Origin of the sequence: Leptospira broomii serovar Hurstbridge str. 5399 (assembly GCF_000243715.2) — a bacterium.
Classification (GTDB): domain Bacteria; phylum Spirochaetota; class Leptospiria; order Leptospirales; family Leptospiraceae; genus Leptospira_B; species Leptospira_B broomii.
The window spans coordinates 722,308-737,399 of record NZ_AHMO02000008.1; the positions used below are offsets into that span (position 1 = coordinate 722,308).

The 15,092-nt window shown below is 44.3% G+C and carries 21 protein-coding genes and 2 tRNA genes; 5 read left to right on the top strand and 18 right to left on the bottom strand.

Translation table 11 applies throughout. From position 1 onward, the window contains the following. Positions 1–18: 18 nt before the first annotated feature. The 11 genes from rplL to LEP1GSC050_RS08845 all read right to left on the bottom strand — a co-directional run bounded on the left by rplL (position 19) and on the right by LEP1GSC050_RS08845 (position 5,387). Entirely contained in the window at positions 19–402 is a 384-nt protein-coding gene (gene rplL, locus LEP1GSC050_RS08800; RefSeq protein WP_010414644.1) for a 50S ribosomal protein L7/L12, read from the bottom strand. Positions 403–447: 45 nt separating this feature from the next. Continuing rightward, on the bottom strand, positions 448–981 hold the full coding sequence (gene rplJ / locus LEP1GSC050_RS08805) for a 50S ribosomal protein L10 (RefSeq protein WP_010570857.1): 534 nt from the start codon (positions 979–981) through the stop codon (positions 448–450). A gap of 25 nt (positions 982–1,006) precedes the next feature. Further along, positions 1,007–1,699 carry a 50S ribosomal protein L1 gene (rplA, locus tag LEP1GSC050_RS08810; RefSeq protein ID WP_010570858.1) on the bottom strand — a complete coding sequence of 231 codons (693 nt, stop codon included), beginning with the start codon at positions 1,697–1,699 and terminating at the stop codon, positions 1,007–1,009. Between the two features lie 4 nt (positions 1,700–1,703). Beyond that, complete coding sequence (gene rplK, locus LEP1GSC050_RS08815; protein ID WP_010414651.1) at positions 1,704–2,132, bottom strand: 50S ribosomal protein L11; 429 nt, start codon at positions 2,130–2,132, stop codon at positions 1,704–1,706. Positions 2,133–2,172: 40 nt separating this feature from the next. Beyond that, positions 2,173–2,718 carry a transcription termination/antitermination protein NusG gene (gene nusG, locus LEP1GSC050_RS08820; protein ID WP_010414653.1) on the bottom strand — a complete coding sequence of 182 codons (546 nt, stop codon included), beginning with the start codon at positions 2,716–2,718 and terminating at the stop codon, positions 2,173–2,175. Positions 2,719–2,753: 35 nt separating this feature from the next. Continuing rightward, entirely contained in the window at positions 2,754–2,936 is a 183-nt protein-coding gene (gene secE, locus LEP1GSC050_RS20590; RefSeq protein WP_010414655.1) for a preprotein translocase subunit SecE, read from the bottom strand. A 47-nt stretch (positions 2,937–2,983) separates the two neighbouring features. Further along, a tRNA-Trp gene (locus LEP1GSC050_RS08825) sits at positions 2,984–3,054 on the bottom strand. A gap of 16 nt (positions 3,055–3,070) precedes the next feature. Then, positions 3,071–3,142, bottom strand: a tRNA-Thr gene (locus tag LEP1GSC050_RS08830). A gap of 362 nt (positions 3,143–3,504) precedes the next feature. Then, the gene (locus LEP1GSC050_RS08835; protein WP_010570859.1) at positions 3,505–3,918 is read right to left on the bottom strand and encodes a hypothetical protein; all 414 of its coding nucleotides are present in this window, start codon (positions 3,916–3,918) and stop codon (positions 3,505–3,507) included. Further along, positions 3,915–4,271, bottom strand: a complete 357-nt coding sequence (locus LEP1GSC050_RS08840; RefSeq protein WP_010570860.1) for a hypothetical protein — start codon at positions 4,269–4,271, stop codon at positions 3,915–3,917. Before LEP1GSC050_RS08840 ends, LEP1GSC050_RS08835 begins: the two co-directional genes overlap by 4 nt. Before the next feature lie 411 nt (positions 4,272–4,682). Continuing rightward, on the bottom strand, positions 4,683–5,387 hold the full coding sequence (locus LEP1GSC050_RS08845; RefSeq protein WP_010570861.1) for a DUF1003 domain-containing protein: 705 nt from the start codon (positions 5,385–5,387) through the stop codon (positions 4,683–4,685). 409 nt (positions 5,388–5,796) lie between these two features. Between LEP1GSC050_RS08845 and LEP1GSC050_RS20595 the strand changes: the two genes are divergently transcribed. Then, positions 5,797–6,006 (top strand): hypothetical protein, encoded by a 210-nt coding sequence (locus LEP1GSC050_RS20595; RefSeq protein ID WP_198012834.1) that lies wholly within the window; start codon positions 5,797–5,799, stop codon positions 6,004–6,006. A 150-nt stretch (positions 6,007–6,156) separates the two neighbouring features. Here the strand turns inward: LEP1GSC050_RS20595 and LEP1GSC050_RS21315 are convergent, their stop codons facing one another. Further along, positions 6,157–6,276, bottom strand: coding sequence for an ankyrin repeat domain-containing protein (locus LEP1GSC050_RS21315; RefSeq protein WP_010570862.1), 120 nt, complete (start codon positions 6,274–6,276; stop codon positions 6,157–6,159). A gap of 713 nt (positions 6,277–6,989) precedes the next feature. Between LEP1GSC050_RS21315 and LEP1GSC050_RS08855 the strand changes: the two genes are divergently transcribed. Further along, positions 6,990–7,637: a DUF6946 family protein gene (locus tag LEP1GSC050_RS08855; protein WP_010570864.1), complete on the top strand. Its 648-nt coding sequence runs from the start codon at positions 6,990–6,992 to the stop codon at positions 7,635–7,637. 91 nt (positions 7,638–7,728) lie between these two features. Here LEP1GSC050_RS08855 and LEP1GSC050_RS08860 read toward each other — a convergent pair whose 3' ends face one another. After that, positions 7,729–8,031 (bottom strand): helix-turn-helix domain-containing protein, encoded by a 303-nt coding sequence (locus tag LEP1GSC050_RS08860; RefSeq protein WP_010414675.1) that lies wholly within the window; start codon positions 8,029–8,031, stop codon positions 7,729–7,731. Between the two features lie 256 nt (positions 8,032–8,287). Beyond that, positions 8,288–8,569 (bottom strand): helix-turn-helix domain-containing protein, encoded by a 282-nt coding sequence (locus LEP1GSC050_RS08865; RefSeq protein ID WP_010570865.1) that lies wholly within the window; start codon positions 8,567–8,569, stop codon positions 8,288–8,290. A gap of 101 nt (positions 8,570–8,670) precedes the next feature. Between LEP1GSC050_RS08865 and LEP1GSC050_RS08870 the strand changes: the two genes are divergently transcribed. Next, a complete protein-coding gene (locus LEP1GSC050_RS08870; RefSeq protein WP_010570866.1) occupies positions 8,671–9,363 on the top strand; it encodes a DJ-1/PfpI family protein in 693 nt (230 codons plus the stop codon). An 8-nt stretch (positions 9,364–9,371) separates the two neighbouring features. On the opposite strand, the gene LEP1GSC050_RS08875 is transcribed toward LEP1GSC050_RS08870, so the two are convergent. Next, on the bottom strand, positions 9,372–10,106 hold the full coding sequence (locus LEP1GSC050_RS08875; RefSeq protein WP_010570867.1) for an HAD-IA family hydrolase: 735 nt from the start codon (positions 10,104–10,106) through the stop codon (positions 9,372–9,374). A 130-nt stretch (positions 10,107–10,236) separates the two neighbouring features. Further along, positions 10,237–11,469, bottom strand: a complete 1,233-nt coding sequence (locus tag LEP1GSC050_RS08880; protein ID WP_010570868.1) for a serine hydrolase domain-containing protein — start codon at positions 11,467–11,469, stop codon at positions 10,237–10,239. A 334-nt stretch (positions 11,470–11,803) separates the two neighbouring features. Between LEP1GSC050_RS08880 and LEP1GSC050_RS08890 the strand changes: the two genes are divergently transcribed. Continuing rightward, on the top strand, positions 11,804–12,337 hold the full coding sequence (locus LEP1GSC050_RS08890) for an LIC_10730 family protein (protein WP_232225681.1): 534 nt from the start codon (positions 11,804–11,806) through the stop codon (positions 12,335–12,337). Positions 12,338–12,438: 101 nt separating this feature from the next. Then, positions 12,439–12,768: a divalent-cation tolerance protein CutA gene (gene cutA, locus LEP1GSC050_RS08895; RefSeq protein WP_040911249.1), complete on the top strand. Its 330-nt coding sequence runs from the start codon at positions 12,439–12,441 to the stop codon at positions 12,766–12,768. 48 nt (positions 12,769–12,816) lie between these two features. Here the strand turns inward: cutA and LEP1GSC050_RS08900 are convergent, their stop codons facing one another. Both LEP1GSC050_RS08900 and LEP1GSC050_RS08910 read right to left on the bottom strand, forming a co-directional pair. Beyond that, positions 12,817–14,277 (bottom strand): SBBP repeat-containing protein, encoded by a 1,461-nt coding sequence (locus tag LEP1GSC050_RS08900; RefSeq protein WP_010570872.1) that lies wholly within the window; start codon positions 14,275–14,277, stop codon positions 12,817–12,819. A 201-nt stretch (positions 14,278–14,478) separates the two neighbouring features. Continuing rightward, a complete protein-coding gene (locus LEP1GSC050_RS08910) occupies positions 14,479–15,078 on the bottom strand; it encodes a rhomboid family intramembrane serine protease (protein WP_010570874.1) in 600 nt (199 codons plus the stop codon). Positions 15,079–15,092 lie beyond the last annotated feature (14 nt).

Consider the following 15,092-nt stretch of genomic DNA (forward strand, 5'->3'; position numbering starts at 1 on the left):
AGACTAGCCCCGAACAGATTAGACAGCCTTGAGTTCGATTTGAGCGCCAACCGCTTCTAGTTTCTTTTTCAGATCGTCGGCTTCTGCTTTCGCAACGCCTTCTTTCACTGCTTTTCCGCCAGCTTCGACTAGATCTTTAGCTTCTTTTAAGCCAAGACCGGTGATCTCGCGAACTACCTTAATAACTTCGATTTTCTTATCTCCGAAGCCTTTCAGGACGACATTGAAAGATGCCGGCTCTTCGGCTGCTGCAGCTGGTGCTGCTCCGCCGCCTGCTGCGGCAACTGCTACGGGAGCAGCTGCGGAAATTCCGAACTTCTCCTCCATCTTTTTGACGAGGTCGGCTGCCTCGACCAGGGTCAGCTTGCCGATTTGCTCTAATAACGCTTCAGTGGTAGACATTGGGTGCTCCTTTGATTCCGTATGGTCCTTTGTACTAAATGGGTTCTACTGGTTGTTCTTCTCTGCGGTTGCCTGAATAGCTCGCGCGAGACTTGCGATGATCTGGTTGATTCCCGAAGCGATACTCCGGGCCGGACCGTTGATTCCGCCGGCGATCTGAGCGAGAAGTTGTTCTCTGCTCGGAAGACCTGCGATTGCTTCTACGCCTTCCGCATCCAAAACCGATCCGTCCAAGTAACCTGCTTTTAAAATTAGGTTCTTATTGGTTTTAGCAAATTCCTTCAGGACTTTTGCTACGGAGGGCAGATTCGTGTCGGCGAAAATTGCCGCTAAGGGACCTTGGTATTCGGGCCCAAAGGCAATATTTTTATCCTTATGCTTTTCTGATTCCTTGAGTGCGAGAAGGAAAAGGTTGTTTTTGACTACCTTTAACTCCGAACCCTCTTTGCGGAGTTTCGCTCGGAGACCGGTGATTTCCTCCACGGTAAGGCCGCTGTAGCTAGCTAGGATAAAGTCGCTACTTGCCTCAAGTTTGCCCTTCAATAGGGCGACTGCTTCGTGTTTTTCCTGGCTGGGCATCTGATTCTTCTCCCTGTCTTCGACCTTAAACGGCCGAGTTGACCAGTTCCTTAACGTCGACCTTAATCCCTGCGCCCATCGTAGGAGAGACCGCAAAGGTTTTCAGGTAATCGCCCTTCGCGTCCGAGGGTTTATCCCGGAGAAGGGTTTGAACTACGGTACGAATATTTTCTACAAGCTTGGTTTGATCAAAACTAACCTTGCCGACTCCTAGATGAACGACGCCGCCTTTATCGGGACGGTATTCGATTCGTCCTGACTTGAGCTCACCGACCGCTTTTGTAACGTCATTGGTGACCGTTCCAGCTTTCGGCTTAGGCATTAAACCTTTGCGTCCCAAGATCGGTCCCAGCTTTCCGACATCCTTCATCATATCGGGAGTAGCAACGCAAGCATCAAAATCCGTCCAGCCGCCCGCAACCTTTTCGATTAGGTCCGCGTCGCCCACGAATTCCGCACCGGCAGCCTTAGCTTCGTTTTGCTTGTCTCCTTTACAGAAAACTAATACACGAACTAGCTTTCCGGTTCCGTGAGGAAGGGAAATTGTTCCGCGAATATTCTGAAGAGACTTATAATTGACTTTAGTAGCGATTTCTATGGTTCCATCAAACTTGGTGTAGGAAGAAGCTTTCGCTAATTCTACCGCTTTCTCGATGGGATAAACCTTAGTGCTGTCGATATTCTCTTTTACAGCACGATATTTTTTTCCGCGCTTCATCTTTTTATCCCTCTACCGTGACGCCCATAGAACGGCAAGTTCCCGCAATAATCTGAACCGCAGCATCCAAATCATTGGCGTTGAGGTCTTCCATCTTGGTCTTTGCAATCTCTTCGAGCTGCTTACGAGTAATCTTCCCGACCTTAACGGTATGGGGAGTAGCGGAACCAGTTTCTAGACCGATCGCCTTCTTAACGAGAAGAGCTGCCGGAGGAGACTTGGTAATGAACGTGAAACTCCGATCGGAGAATACGGTGATTACAACGGGAAGTTTCAGGCCGATTTGAGCCTTGCTTCTTTCGTTGAATTGTTTGCAGAACTCCATAATGTTCAAACCGGCCTGACCGAGAGCGGGACCTACTGGAGGTGCCGGGTTGGCCTTGCCTGCTTCCACTTGAAGCTTAATCTGCTTTACGACTTTTTTTGCTGCCATTGGCGAAACACCTTACTTGTTTCTCCCGGTTTCCCACCGGTCAGGGTTCGGTTTTGACCTGTAGATAATCTAGTTCCACAGGGGTGGATCTTCCGAAAATCTCCACCTTCACTCTGAGCCTTCCCTTATCCGGGAAGATCTCATCTACGACTCCAGTAAAGTTGGCAAACGGTCCGTCGATAATCTTGAGACTATCGCCAACTTTGAACAACAACCGCGGCGCGGCAGGTTCCTCCGATTTCAACTCTCCGGATTCCGCAAAGAGATTCTTTACTTCGTCTACGGAGAGAGGCTCCGGACCTCCATCCTTGGATCCCACGAACGTGGAAACGGATGGAAGGCTTTGGATCATGAAACGTAGATCATCGTCCATGTCCATTTCAATAAGAACGTAACCCGGCATTAGCTTCTTTTTAGAAACCTTCTTCTTGCCGTTCTTCATTTCGGCGACGTCCATGGTAGGAATACGAATCTGCGGAATCTTTTCCTCCAGCTTGCGCTGTTGAACAAGTTTCTCTAAATTCTTCTGCACCTTATTCTCGTGACCGGAGTAAGTCTGCAGCGCGTACCATTTCAATTCACCCATGATGATTCCCTCTGCCGCCTCTCGATTCCTATGACTTACAGGTTCCAAAATCCGGTAAGAAGCCGAACAAAGGCCATGTCCGAAAGGAAAAGAAATGTAGAAAAGAAAAGAACCGTGGCTAACACGACAAACGTAGACTGCACTACTTCTTGGCGGTTGGGCCATTGAACTTTTTTCAGTTCTTCGCGGCATTCTTGTATAAAAACGTTTAACTTCACTCGTTTCCTTCCTGTGCTATGGCTGCCCTCGAAGAGCTGATTCCATGCAGGCCCGGAGAGAATCGAACTCCCACCAAGGACTTTGGAGATCCTAGTTCTACCATTAAACTACAGGCCTATAAAATCGTAAAACTAGCCCTCTACCAGGCTTGAACTGGTGACCCCTTCCTTACCATGGAAGTGCTCTACCGCTGAGCTAAGAGGGCATGTTTTGCTATCCGCTCCCAGGTAGGGAAGCTAGAAATACACAGTATTTTTGCCCAGGGTCCCCGGTCAAGGTTTTAGCGTATGTATTCCGAAGAGTTTGGCACTATTTATGCTAGGAGTCGCTAAACTAACCGTTATCATACGACGGATTTCGACATTATGTCTCTTGCGAGTGTGGGGATTCCCACCCTTCCTGGGCGGGGGCCGGAGCGAAGCGGCGGAGTTGCCCACGTAACACGAAAACGAAGGAATTACAACGCTTTTCTAGATTGAAAACGTGTGGGAGCTCCTACAAGGCCTTTGGATAACTGATTCATATCTGCTATGACGATTCTAAAGTGGCTGAAGGAAACTTTCTTAATCAGCGGGAATGCGAACCTGTACCGAGAACTTCTCCTTCCACAACGCCGCAACTCCTCATGATAGGTACGGTAGGGAACGGAAGAAATAACATAAACACTGTCCAAGGAGGAAAGAAATCGATTCCGTCGATATACACGATTGCATTCTTTAGTTTTACGGATTTGTGTTCATCAAAATCGGGATCGGCAATTAGATCGTTCCAGGTAGAAGGGAACGGGCGATGGTACCAAAACAAAACGATGAATGAATACATGCATTTTCGAAATTTGACCTTATTCGGCTGAGACGCTTGCTCCTCTTCCGTCTTCGGGGAACCGTTCGGATCGATCTGGATTCTCCGAATGTATCCTTTCTCATATAGACAAGCTTGGAGCGTTAGGCCGATCAGAATGACGACTATAAATCGACTCATTTCTTTTTTCTTTCCGGAGTGTATTCGATTTTCCAACAACCGTCGGAATGTTCGAAGTGAACGTCGAGGAAGGCTATAATTTTAGGATCCTTTTCCATCTCTTTCTTAAGAGCCTCCCTAAGAACGTCGGTCTTTGCGCCATGAATGCCCACTTGAAACGCATTCAAAAAAGTTTTATCGCATAATTCGGTTTTAATTCGTTCGTTCAACGCTACGGTATGGGTCGCGGAATACTCCGATCCGATTGTAAGTTCGTCGAACTGCCCGAGCACTTTTCTCCCATAACAATCTATCAAAAATAGGGAGGCGACAAAATATATAATCGTGCGCACGTAAATAGGATTCAAAGCCATCTTTATGGTAGAAAGTTCCGCTCTTTATCAAGGAAGTCAAGAGTCATTCTCTCATTCGTATATAAGTCGGATATACAAATAGAAGATAAGAATTTCGTTAAAGCCTATCGAGGGAACGGGAATAGATCGCAATGAAAATGAAACGAATATTTAAAAAAGAAGTTCGGGAAAATTTTCTCAAAAAATTCACTTAATAACTCATTTAATAAGCGAAATATAAGCGAGAGGCTTCCGAAACGCTATAATCTATACTAAAAGGTGGAGCACGATCGTTCTTAAAAGAATCTTCGACGATCGATAATCCAAACGCGAGTACGCTTAATTGAATGCCGAAGCTTGTTCGCACATTCCTGCTGCGACATTCTTCAGGCGGCGACGACGAGCGGGAATCGAAACCGTTCCTTTAAAAGTTTAAAAAGAAGATTTGTCGAGCTTACTCAAAATATCGTCCAAGTAACTTGCTTGGATTTCCTGAATTTCCAGTAGTTTCCTATTCTGATGCGCGATTAGGTAATCGATCTTTTCATGTAAAAGTTTAATTTCCAACTCGGCTTTTAGATTGATTTTGTAATCGTGTTCGCTGCGGATTCTATCCTTTTGCTCCTGACGATTTTGACTCATCATGATGATCGGCGCTTGAATTGCCGCTACGCAGGAAAGCAATAGATTCAAAAGTATAAACGGGTAAACGTCGAAAGGGTGAAAGAATGCATTACCGACATTGATCGATACCCAAATCAGAATGAATGTGAAAAACGAAAAAATAAAGGTCCAGCTTCCGCCGAATTCCGCAAGTTTATCGGAGACTCTCTCCGCAAAAGTAAGTTTATGTTCAATTTCTGGTTCGATATTTTCGGAAAGAATCTCATTCTTTTCGATCGAATCAAGAACCTCTCTCTCCAATAGATCCAATTCGGTGGATTCTTCGTTTATCAAATGGCTCAGATATTTTTTCTGGAATTCCTTGACTTTCGGAATAGAAATGAACGAGTCGGGAGTTAGTTCCGGATACTCGAGCTTCATCTTTTGGAAAATGAGCCTTGGGATCGTACTCGCCTTATAGCAGCTCTCTGAATCTGCCTCCTCCTTTGTAATAGAACAAACGACCTTACCCATCTTATCCCTCTTATCAAAGATTGATAAGAGCCGCCGGGAAATGCAATCCGTTTCGAAAGCCCGATAGAGGATCCTTGATCCGTATGAAGATCGATTTTTATCAAGTTGGGAGATGACGATCCGCCCGTTTCCGCTAATTAGATTGAAAATTAGACTTGCTTTCGAAGTAAATTCGATCGCTCAAAATGCTTTTACTCTACATCTATAATATAAAAGGCGAAAATCAAGTCGACTCTACTCTTCCAAAAAAAATCCTTAATAACGAAAGAAGAATAAATAAGAACGGCCCTCTCGTAAAATGAGAGACTTTATGATATCATATTAAATTAAAATGAACCGGGAATAATCGCTCGATTCTTTCCTTCAGGAATCAGGGATGGGTGGATTACCCAGGATGAATCCGGCGGTAATGACAGAAAGCCGTTGGATGAGTGAAGCGTCCTGCTCCACTTCAATCCAGGCCAAAATAAATTCTGATTTTCCAACCAGCCAATACCTATGGAACTTCGCGGCAGCCCCGACAGCGGCAGCCCCCACCTTACTTACGATTACTTGTTCTTATGGAACCTCTCGAAACACTGCGGTTGATCAATGTGCAACTTTAAGTAATGCTTACTAATCACGGGAAATAATTGACAAATGTTAGGACCTTTACTGAAGAGAAAGGTCCTAACATTTTTATGGATTTTATTAGAGAAGTCAATGTATCCGAAATAAGACTGTCATAGTAATGACGAATTAAACCGAGAGTTTCACCGATTTAACGATCTTAAGCTCCTCCTCCGTGACCGCCACCACCATACCCGTCTCTGGTTTGCGCATTCAAATCGGCACCATTACGAATTAAAAATTCCACGATCGACGGCTCTCCTTCCCTGGCCGCGACCATCAAAGGCGGTAGTTTTGCATAAAAGGATCTGGACTATTAACGGAATGGCCGTCGGAAAGGCTCTTTCTTAATCCTTCCAAATCTCCTCGATAAACGAAATCCGTCGGATGCACCGCTCGTTCTTGAATGCCGATACAATTAAACTTCCCGAAAGTACGAATATAAGAATCAAGGTACGAGCCGGGCCTATATACCACATTCCCGATACGGAAGAAATTGTTTACATAAATCTAAAACTAGTCTCATGAAATCTCTCCAATTTAGGCCGAATTTTAACGGCCCCTCGAAGTAAATTTCCGAAAAAGGAATGTTCATTTTGGATATCTTCTTTCGATACAATCCTATTGAGCTGACTCGTTTTTAAAGTTTCCATAATGGAAATAAATTAATTTCAGACATGACTCATCGTAACTTGGAACGGAAATCGAATTGCAAAGGTCAAATGATCATACGGAAGAGTTTAATACACCCCGTTTGGGATATTATTCTCTCGATCTTCGAAATTCGTTTATTATAATAATTTGTAACTGTCTCGAGCTCAGATATCCTCCCAAAATGCAGATTTTTTCAAGTCAGAGTTTAGGAACTATAATTCCTAAACTTCTATCTCCCAAAACGATGAAAATATCGAGCCGTCATTAATATTCATCTATCCGATATTTTACTTGATCTAAATTATACCATTTTAGAATATTTTATATAAGGGTATTTGTATGTTTCTAAAGGAGATTCGCCATTTTTATGAGTGGAAAGATTTACTCTACTCTCCGGAACATTTCGTCCAGGGTTTTCCGGCGTTTGAGTTAGCGAGGGAATGGCAGGAAGCGGAAGGAATTCCAGAGGGAGTTTCAAATCGATTATCTCGATTAAAGGAATTATCCGATTTAAAATTTATGTTTGGGATTCCCCAGTATAAAATCTCAATGCCTCCGCTTTCGCAGCGTTCGCAAGCTGATTTATTAGCATTTTGCAAAAACCGAGCAGGGCTCTGGATCTTAGCGGTCGACGGGAAAGACTCTTTAGGCCCAATAATCTCTGATTGGTTGGAAGAATCTCCGGCCAGATTGCAAAAACTCTCCGTTCTAATTTCCGCATTGGGAATTCGACTGGAGCGTACGCTTTCATTACGTTACCAACTGCTTCGAAGACTTTACTCCTTGGTTTCCGTAATGGATGATTTTTCAACACCGAGAGGCATTTTTCTCGTCCAAAGATTCGGGAAAAATCCGGGCATTCTAGATGATTTTAATCAACTAATGGAAGCCTTCGAAATCGAACCGAATCATGATTTCATTCCGGAACCCTCGATCATCGGAGGCCGAAGCATCTATTTCGCATTGCATAGCTCTTCGGAATTATAATTTGGACGCGACTTCGTCTAGACTGCAAATACGTTACAGTTTCGGAAGGTCTACAGAATCGGTTAAACGGGAATTAGAAATCTAAATGCCGCTATCGGGTCCGTTTCTTCTTCTTTACGGAAGCAGCTTTTAAGGTCTTCCTGCTTTGACTTTTCAATTTTCCGGATGCGGAAGCATAAAAGAAAAATTCAACAGGTTTTCCTAAAAACCTACTTAGTTCTAACAACTCCAAGACATCTACTCTCCTTTGACAGGATTCGATCTTGGAAACCAAGGATTGCTTTATGCCTAGCGCTTGAGCTACATCCTCTTGAGTCAGTTCTGCCGAAATGCGTGCTTGTCGCACTTTATCTATGATCCGGCGATATTCGTCGCTATATATAGTCTTACTCAAAGTATTCCAATTTTACTTCTATTTTCTTTATATACCAAATCGGAATAGGACCGATTTCGTTGATAAACGAAAAGAACAAAAACCGATTCGATTGACAAATATCTTGTTTTTAAAATGTAAAATGGATTTACGAAGGTTGGAAATTTTAATATAGGCGCGGAATTTCCGAAAACCGAAGGAGATTCCGGAAAGATATGATATCAAATTGAGTTTTTAGGGGGAAATAATCTGTAAACGAACTGTATCCGAGAGCGAGCTATTTCTTTTTTGGAACTGCGGCTTTCAAAGTTCTTTTTTTGGGGCGATCAGTCTCTTCAAACCGGAAAAAGAAATCTACAGGCTTGCCATATAATTTCGCAAACGTCCAAAATTCGATTACGTCTATTCTCCGGTCGCCCGATTCGATTTTAGATATGTAGGATTGCGGCTCGCCGAGCGCATCGGCAACTTCAACTTGTGTGTATCCGGCTTCCTTCCTGGCCCGCTTTAAAAGCCTCTGGAAAGAACGATATTCCTCAGTATAGATTGTTTTTGCCAAAACATAAATATTCTACTTTCCAAACCGGTATATACCAAATCAGGATATGGTGATTCCGAAATCCTGCTTGTTCCCGAAATAGATCCGTTTTTTCTACGGTCATGTCTCAAACTTTTTCCATCGGTATGCTCCTTTTCCCGGGTTTGACTCATCTGGATCTAACGGGACCTCACGAAGTATTTTCTAGAATGCCAAATACGAAAATCTCACTCGTTGCGGAAGAAGCGATTCCAATTTTGGCCGAACGGGGGCTCGCTATCTTACCGGATCTTTCCATTCAAGATTCGCCGAAATTCGACCTAGTTTTCGTTCCGGGTGGAACCGGGGTAAATGCCGTCATGGAGAACGAAAAAATCCTTTTCTGGCTCAAGGACCAAGCGAAGACAGCAAAGTTCGTAACCTCGGTTTGCACGGGTTCTCTTGCACTCGCTTCTGCCGGATTGCTGGAGGGATATTCCGCTACTACTCATTGGTTATCGCTGGATATCTTACGACTCTTTCCCGGTGTCAATGTTAAGGAAGACAGAATCGTACGGGATGGAAATCGAATTACGGGCGGCGGAGTGACTGCCGGAATCGACTTTGCCCTTAGCATCGCCGCCGATTTGAACGGGACTAAAGTCGCGCAAGAAATTCAACTCATGCTTGAGTATGATCCCCGTCCTCCCTTTAATGCAGGTCATCCAAGATCCGCGCCCAAAGAAATTCTGAATTCGATCGAATCAAGTCGGAGGGAAGCTCAAATCAAGCGAAAGGAAATCGCAGTCCGTGCAATTGACCGGCTCAAATCCTAAAAAGCCGCCTAGCTTTCCGAGTTTTTGTCCCCGCACGACCCTTTCAATAAATCTACGAGCTCTCCTAAATGTCTAAGGTCGCCTTTCTCGTTCTTATGAAAGGAAGTCCAACCTAACTCTCGGGTTGGAGTGATGTCCAGCTCCACTTTGTCCCCGCAATAAAATAATTTCTCCGGAGGAAGACCGACCGTCTCGGAAGCCGCTTGAAAAATTCGATGGGACGGTTTTTCAAAACCGAATTCCGCGGAAACAAAGATAGGATTGAAATAGGAAAGGATCCCTACGCTTTCCAATAAGTCGCGCAAACGGTGATCCCAATTCGAAATAATTCCAAGTCCATAGCCGGATTCTTTTACGAACGAGAGCAAATTCGGAAATCCTGGATCGATTTCCCAAACGGAAGGATCGTCGAATTTTTGGAATATGGAAAGAAAGATAGGATCCGGATCCAAATCCGAACCGATCTCTTTCAAGAAAATCCCCAGCAAGTCTCTCCACCAACCTTCGCTTCCTCCCGAATGAGCGTGAAATTTATCACGGTGTTCGGGAAGAGGCTCCTTAGTTAATTCGGAATATGCCTTGCGAAACGCCCGCTCCAAAGAACCTGACGGACGATTTGCGTTGGTAAGCCCGAAATTTTTCAGCACGTCGAAATATATTTCTCCTGCCGGTTTTTTCATCGTCAGGAGAGTGTCTCCGACATCTAAGAAAAGAAATCGATCGGAATTTAAAGATGTTTGCATTCTATTAACATTCAAGATTAGGAAAATTTAGATCCAGGGATCTACGATAACTTTTTTTTCCGCATCGTATTCCATTTTGTAAAAACAATCTTCCAATCATTAGACTGTTCGATAAACGTAAACTTCGCGATTATGGGTGAGAGGGTTGATGCCCCGGCTGAATGGCCAATTTGGTTTCATCCGCCCCGTCTTTTAGTTTTGGATCCAAAGATGATTTACGGGCCAGTTTCAATTCCCTCAGAACCGCTTCCTCTTTTTCTCGAGTCACTTGTTTATCCCGGGATTGTATGGAAGCTTTAACCGATTCCAATACGGATGTAAGAAGTACATCGGAAGGCTTATCCCAAATCGCGGACGTGATTACGATGACGATTTTCCTGTGAGGGATCACATAGATAAATTGTCCGCCCTTTCCGGTGGCCATAAACGTCGACTTACCTTCGAATTCATGAAGCCACCAATGCAACCCGTAGCGATGTTCCACTCCCGGCTCCAGAGTCCAGGCGATCCATTCGGGACGTAGGATCTGTTTCCCGTACCATTTGCCGCCTTCTAAATACAGTTGTCCCAGTTTAGCCATGTCGATCGCTCTCAATCTTAGGCCGAATCCTCCTGTTTGACGTCCCGAGGAAGAAGTATACCATTCCTCTCCCCGAATCCCCAACCAGGAGAACGCTGTATTCTTTGCATATTCATATAGACTCTTACCGGTCTTTGCTTCCAAATAACCTGCGGCAAGTTGCGAATCTCCGTTGGAATATTCGAATTTAGATCCCGGCGGCGAAGATACCGGTGGTTCCCAAGCGACTGCTAACGGATCGGCATCCGTTCGAATCTCTTCTTTCCTAGGAAATGAATCCCAACCCATTCCGGAACTCATTCGAAGCGCATCCTTTAACCTGATGGATTCCTTTCCAGCCAACTCGGATGGAAGAATTCCGGGAAGGTTTTCTTCCGCTCTCGCCAAACTCTCATCTAGATTCACTCCGCAGGAGTTGCTGTAGCAGATACCGAGCAGAAAAGAGAGCATGGACTTGGTTACCGAATACATATTATGATTATGATTTCGAGATATTCCGCCTGCATATCTTTCCCATATAAGATTTCTGTCTTTGAGAATTAGCAAGGAACGAACTTCGGTTTTTTCCTTTCTCAACTTTTGAGAAAGTTCGACTAATGGCTTGGAATCCATTCCCGCTTCCTCGGGAAAATGCACCGGAAAACCTTCGGCGGGAGTTCTATCTAGCGTTCCTGGGTGTTCCCAATTAACTCCGTCAGGAAGCTTTACCCAACCCAAAGCAAGGGCGCTACAATTCGAAAAAGCAATTAGAGAGAATATCGTTATGAAAATCTTAAAACGCAAAATCGAATCCCATCCTTACTTTTTTACGAAATGTACCTTTCTGAGAACCTAACGAAAGACCTTTCAACTTGCAATCTAATTGGACGAATCGACTGGAAATATTTTTCCAAAATTTTCTCGGGAAAAACGGAGAAAATCGAAGTCTTCGATTGTTTTACTAAATGTCTCATTCCGTTCTCTAACGAGAGGCAGGCGAGAAGTTGCGAGCGATCAAAACTCCTCCTGCTAAAAGTAGTCTCTCAATCTTTTAGACCATTGATATGTTCCGTTAATATATTTCTTTTTAGAGGAGTAAGATCGATCTTTTCGCCACATCAAAAGAATCTTTCCTTGCATGAAGCGAAATAGATTAAAGTCTGGAGTCATGTCTTCCCTAGTCTCACTTAAGGGTAAGAGAGTTTTTCTGCTCGCAACCTTCCTTTTCTCGCTCTCCCACTGCTTTTTCGCCGTTGATTGGAGCAGAGGTGCCGGACCGAAAGGAAAAGAAAGGGCTGTTCTACAAAATGTTCCCGATGTGGACGAGGCAAATCTTTCGCACGAAGAACTTAAGAAAGCGGGAAAGAAGCCGACCTTTAAAAGCGAAGAAGAAAGGCGATTATTCGAAGTGATGTCGGCCGAGGGCGGAGATTCGAAGACCGCAAAAAATTGCACGGTTCTGTATAATAGCTGTAAAGATAAGTGCTGGAAGGAATTTCCGATTCCTAGTGTCGAAACCGTTTTTACTGCGATCTCCGTAGATAGAAAAAGATGGAACTGTGTAGGGACATGCCAGAACGTTTGCAACCACTTTGATCCGTCCTCGTCGGGCGGTTCCATGCCGAACTCCGGAAAGGGAAATTACGCAAATCCAAATGCACCTAGATATTAAGCCGTCTCACCTTTAACCGTTTATAATATACCGCCTTTCTAGTTGAGAAAGACTGGACAAACTTGGGCGAGAGCGTAATTTCCTTCCTTTCGGAGGAAAGAATGGCATCCCAAGAAATTCTCGTTTTTACTACACTAGCTGACCGCGATTTGGCCGAAGAGTATATCGCCGAAATGCTCCAGCAAGGAATTATCGTTAGCGGTACGATTTTTCCGGAAGTCGCACTTCTTTATCAATGGGAAGGGAAACTAACGATCGATTCGGAGAATAAACTTCTATTAAAGGCCAAGGCCGAGAATTATCCTGCGATCGAAGAATTCATTATGAAAAAACACCCTTATTTGGCTCCAGAAATCATACGTATGGACGTAAGCTTCGGTTCCGATAAGTTTAAATCCTTTATAAAAGAAAAGATCGCCAAAGGCGGTTGATAGTCCGATAAAATCCAACTAGTAAGACGATTTCCCGAGTACTTATAACTATTCGTATTTGATTAAAAAGGAATCGTCGGTGCCTCCGGAATATGGTTGGCCGAGTAAGGAGGCGCTTGTATAGCCGGTTCCATACACGTTTCCAGGGAAATCGACGGAAATACCAGTTGCATTCGTATTAGCACCGGCGCCTAAAAGTTTTGTCCATTTTTTATTTCCATTGGCGTCGTATTTTACTACGAACAAATCGTATGTTCCACCCGAAAACGGCTGTCCATCCAAAGATGCAGACGTAAAGCCGGTCGCGTACACATTGCCTAAAAAATCCACCGTTATCGAATTTCCTTTTACATTCCCGCCGGGCGTTCCCAACATTCTGACCCAAAGCAAGTTCCCGTTCGGATCGTATTTGGTCACAAGAAGATCGTAATAGGTCAGACCACCGCCTGAATACACTTGACCTCCGATACTCACGTTTGCATTCCCGGCAGTATAAATATTTCCGAATGCATCAACGGTGATACCGTAACCGTATGCCTCGGTTCCCGCCGAAACCGAACCCAGAAGTTGAGTCCAGAGTTGATTTCCGTTCGTATCAAACTTAACCAGAAAAAAGTTTTTATTGGGAGAAGATCCGATGAAAGTCTGTCCGAACAAATTCCCTTGGGTATAACCTGTCGCGTGAATATTCCCGAACGAGTTTGCGGCGAATCCGAATCCATAGACGTTTGCAGGCCCGCCGAATACCCAGCTTGTTAGTTCATTTCCGTTCGAGTCATATTTCACAACGTAAGAATCGGCTGCTCCACCAGTGATAAGAGGATGCGAGTCGAACGTATTGTTGGTAAATCCGCCCGAATAGATATTTCCGAGGGCATCGGCTCCGATTCCGTAAGAGGTAGCGTAATATCCTACGATAGAAGTGATGACTCGGGTCCAAAGTAAATTCCCGTTCAAATCGTATTTGGCGGTAAACATCCCCGTACCGGCCGGTGCCGCTTGTCCCCCGATCGAGCCGGTAGTTTTTCCTGTCAAATAAATGCCTCCGGCAGAATCCGTCGTAACTGCCAAAGCTTCAGTATCGGCAGCGGAAGCTCCGAGTAACCTTGTCCAAAGACGATTTCCCTGAGAATCGTATCTAGACAAAAATAAATTATTATTAGCGCCGCCGGTCGCACCCGTAAATGTTTGCCCGCCGAGATTTCCGTTCGTAATTCCGGCTATATAAATGTTGCCTGTGGAATCAATCGCGATTCCGTACGACTGAGTCGATGCTCCTCCGATCCCGAGCAAACGCGCATAATCCAAAATTCCTAGGTTATCGTGAGGAGGTATACATCCGGATATAGTTCGTCCCGTCGTTGCTTTCAAAACGGTTCCCAATTCGAACATCGTAGTGGAATGGTCACAATCGTTATGCCTATGGATCGCGCAATCGAGACATAGGGGGATACTTGCAAAGATAAATAAAAATCGAATATCTAATCTAGCTCGCCATAAATACTTCATGTTCGTCGAAAAAGTCCGTATTCGAATAAGATCGCTTTCGGGGGAAAAAGCGAATCATTTAGCAATTTCTATTATCTCAGAGCTGGAAATAAATTATATCAAAATAAAGAGGAGGCGAAAATTTAAGAACCTTCGTTTATTCGCACATATTATGCGGCAAAAGATTTACGAAACGATGTCCGTTCTATGAGCGATAATGAATCATTGGAATACCGCAAGAATATAGTGAAAAAACTTAAATACAGAATCCGGCTTAGCGAAAATTGCGTAAGCAATTCCTGCCAAAGCTCCGTAAAGATGTGCGTCGTGATTCACTCCGTCCTGTCCTTTTTTCGAAGCATAATACGTATAGCCGAGATACGCTAATGCGAAAATCGGAGCCGGTATCGGGATCGGAATCAAAAACATATATATACTGGACTGCGGATAAAATAAGACGGAGGCAAATACGATTCCCGAAGTTCCACCGGATGCGCCCAAAGTTCCGTAAGCCGGATTGTCCTTATTTTTGAGAAAAGATACTCCGCTCGCGGCTAAAATTGCGGTGAAATAAATTCCTACAAAACCTAAGCCGCCGATCGTATATTCCACGGCAGGTCCGAAGAAATACAGAGTGATCATATTAAACATCAAGTGGAAAATATCAGAATGCAGGAAGGCGCTTGTAATCAGCGTATAGTATCGCCCTTCCCTTGAATCCCGAAACGGCCGCAATAAAAACTTCTCCAGAAGTTCCGGATTGCCCATTAACGCGTATAAACTGAAAGCCGCAGTGATTCCGATCGTAATTTCGGTCAGCATTTTATATCGTCTCT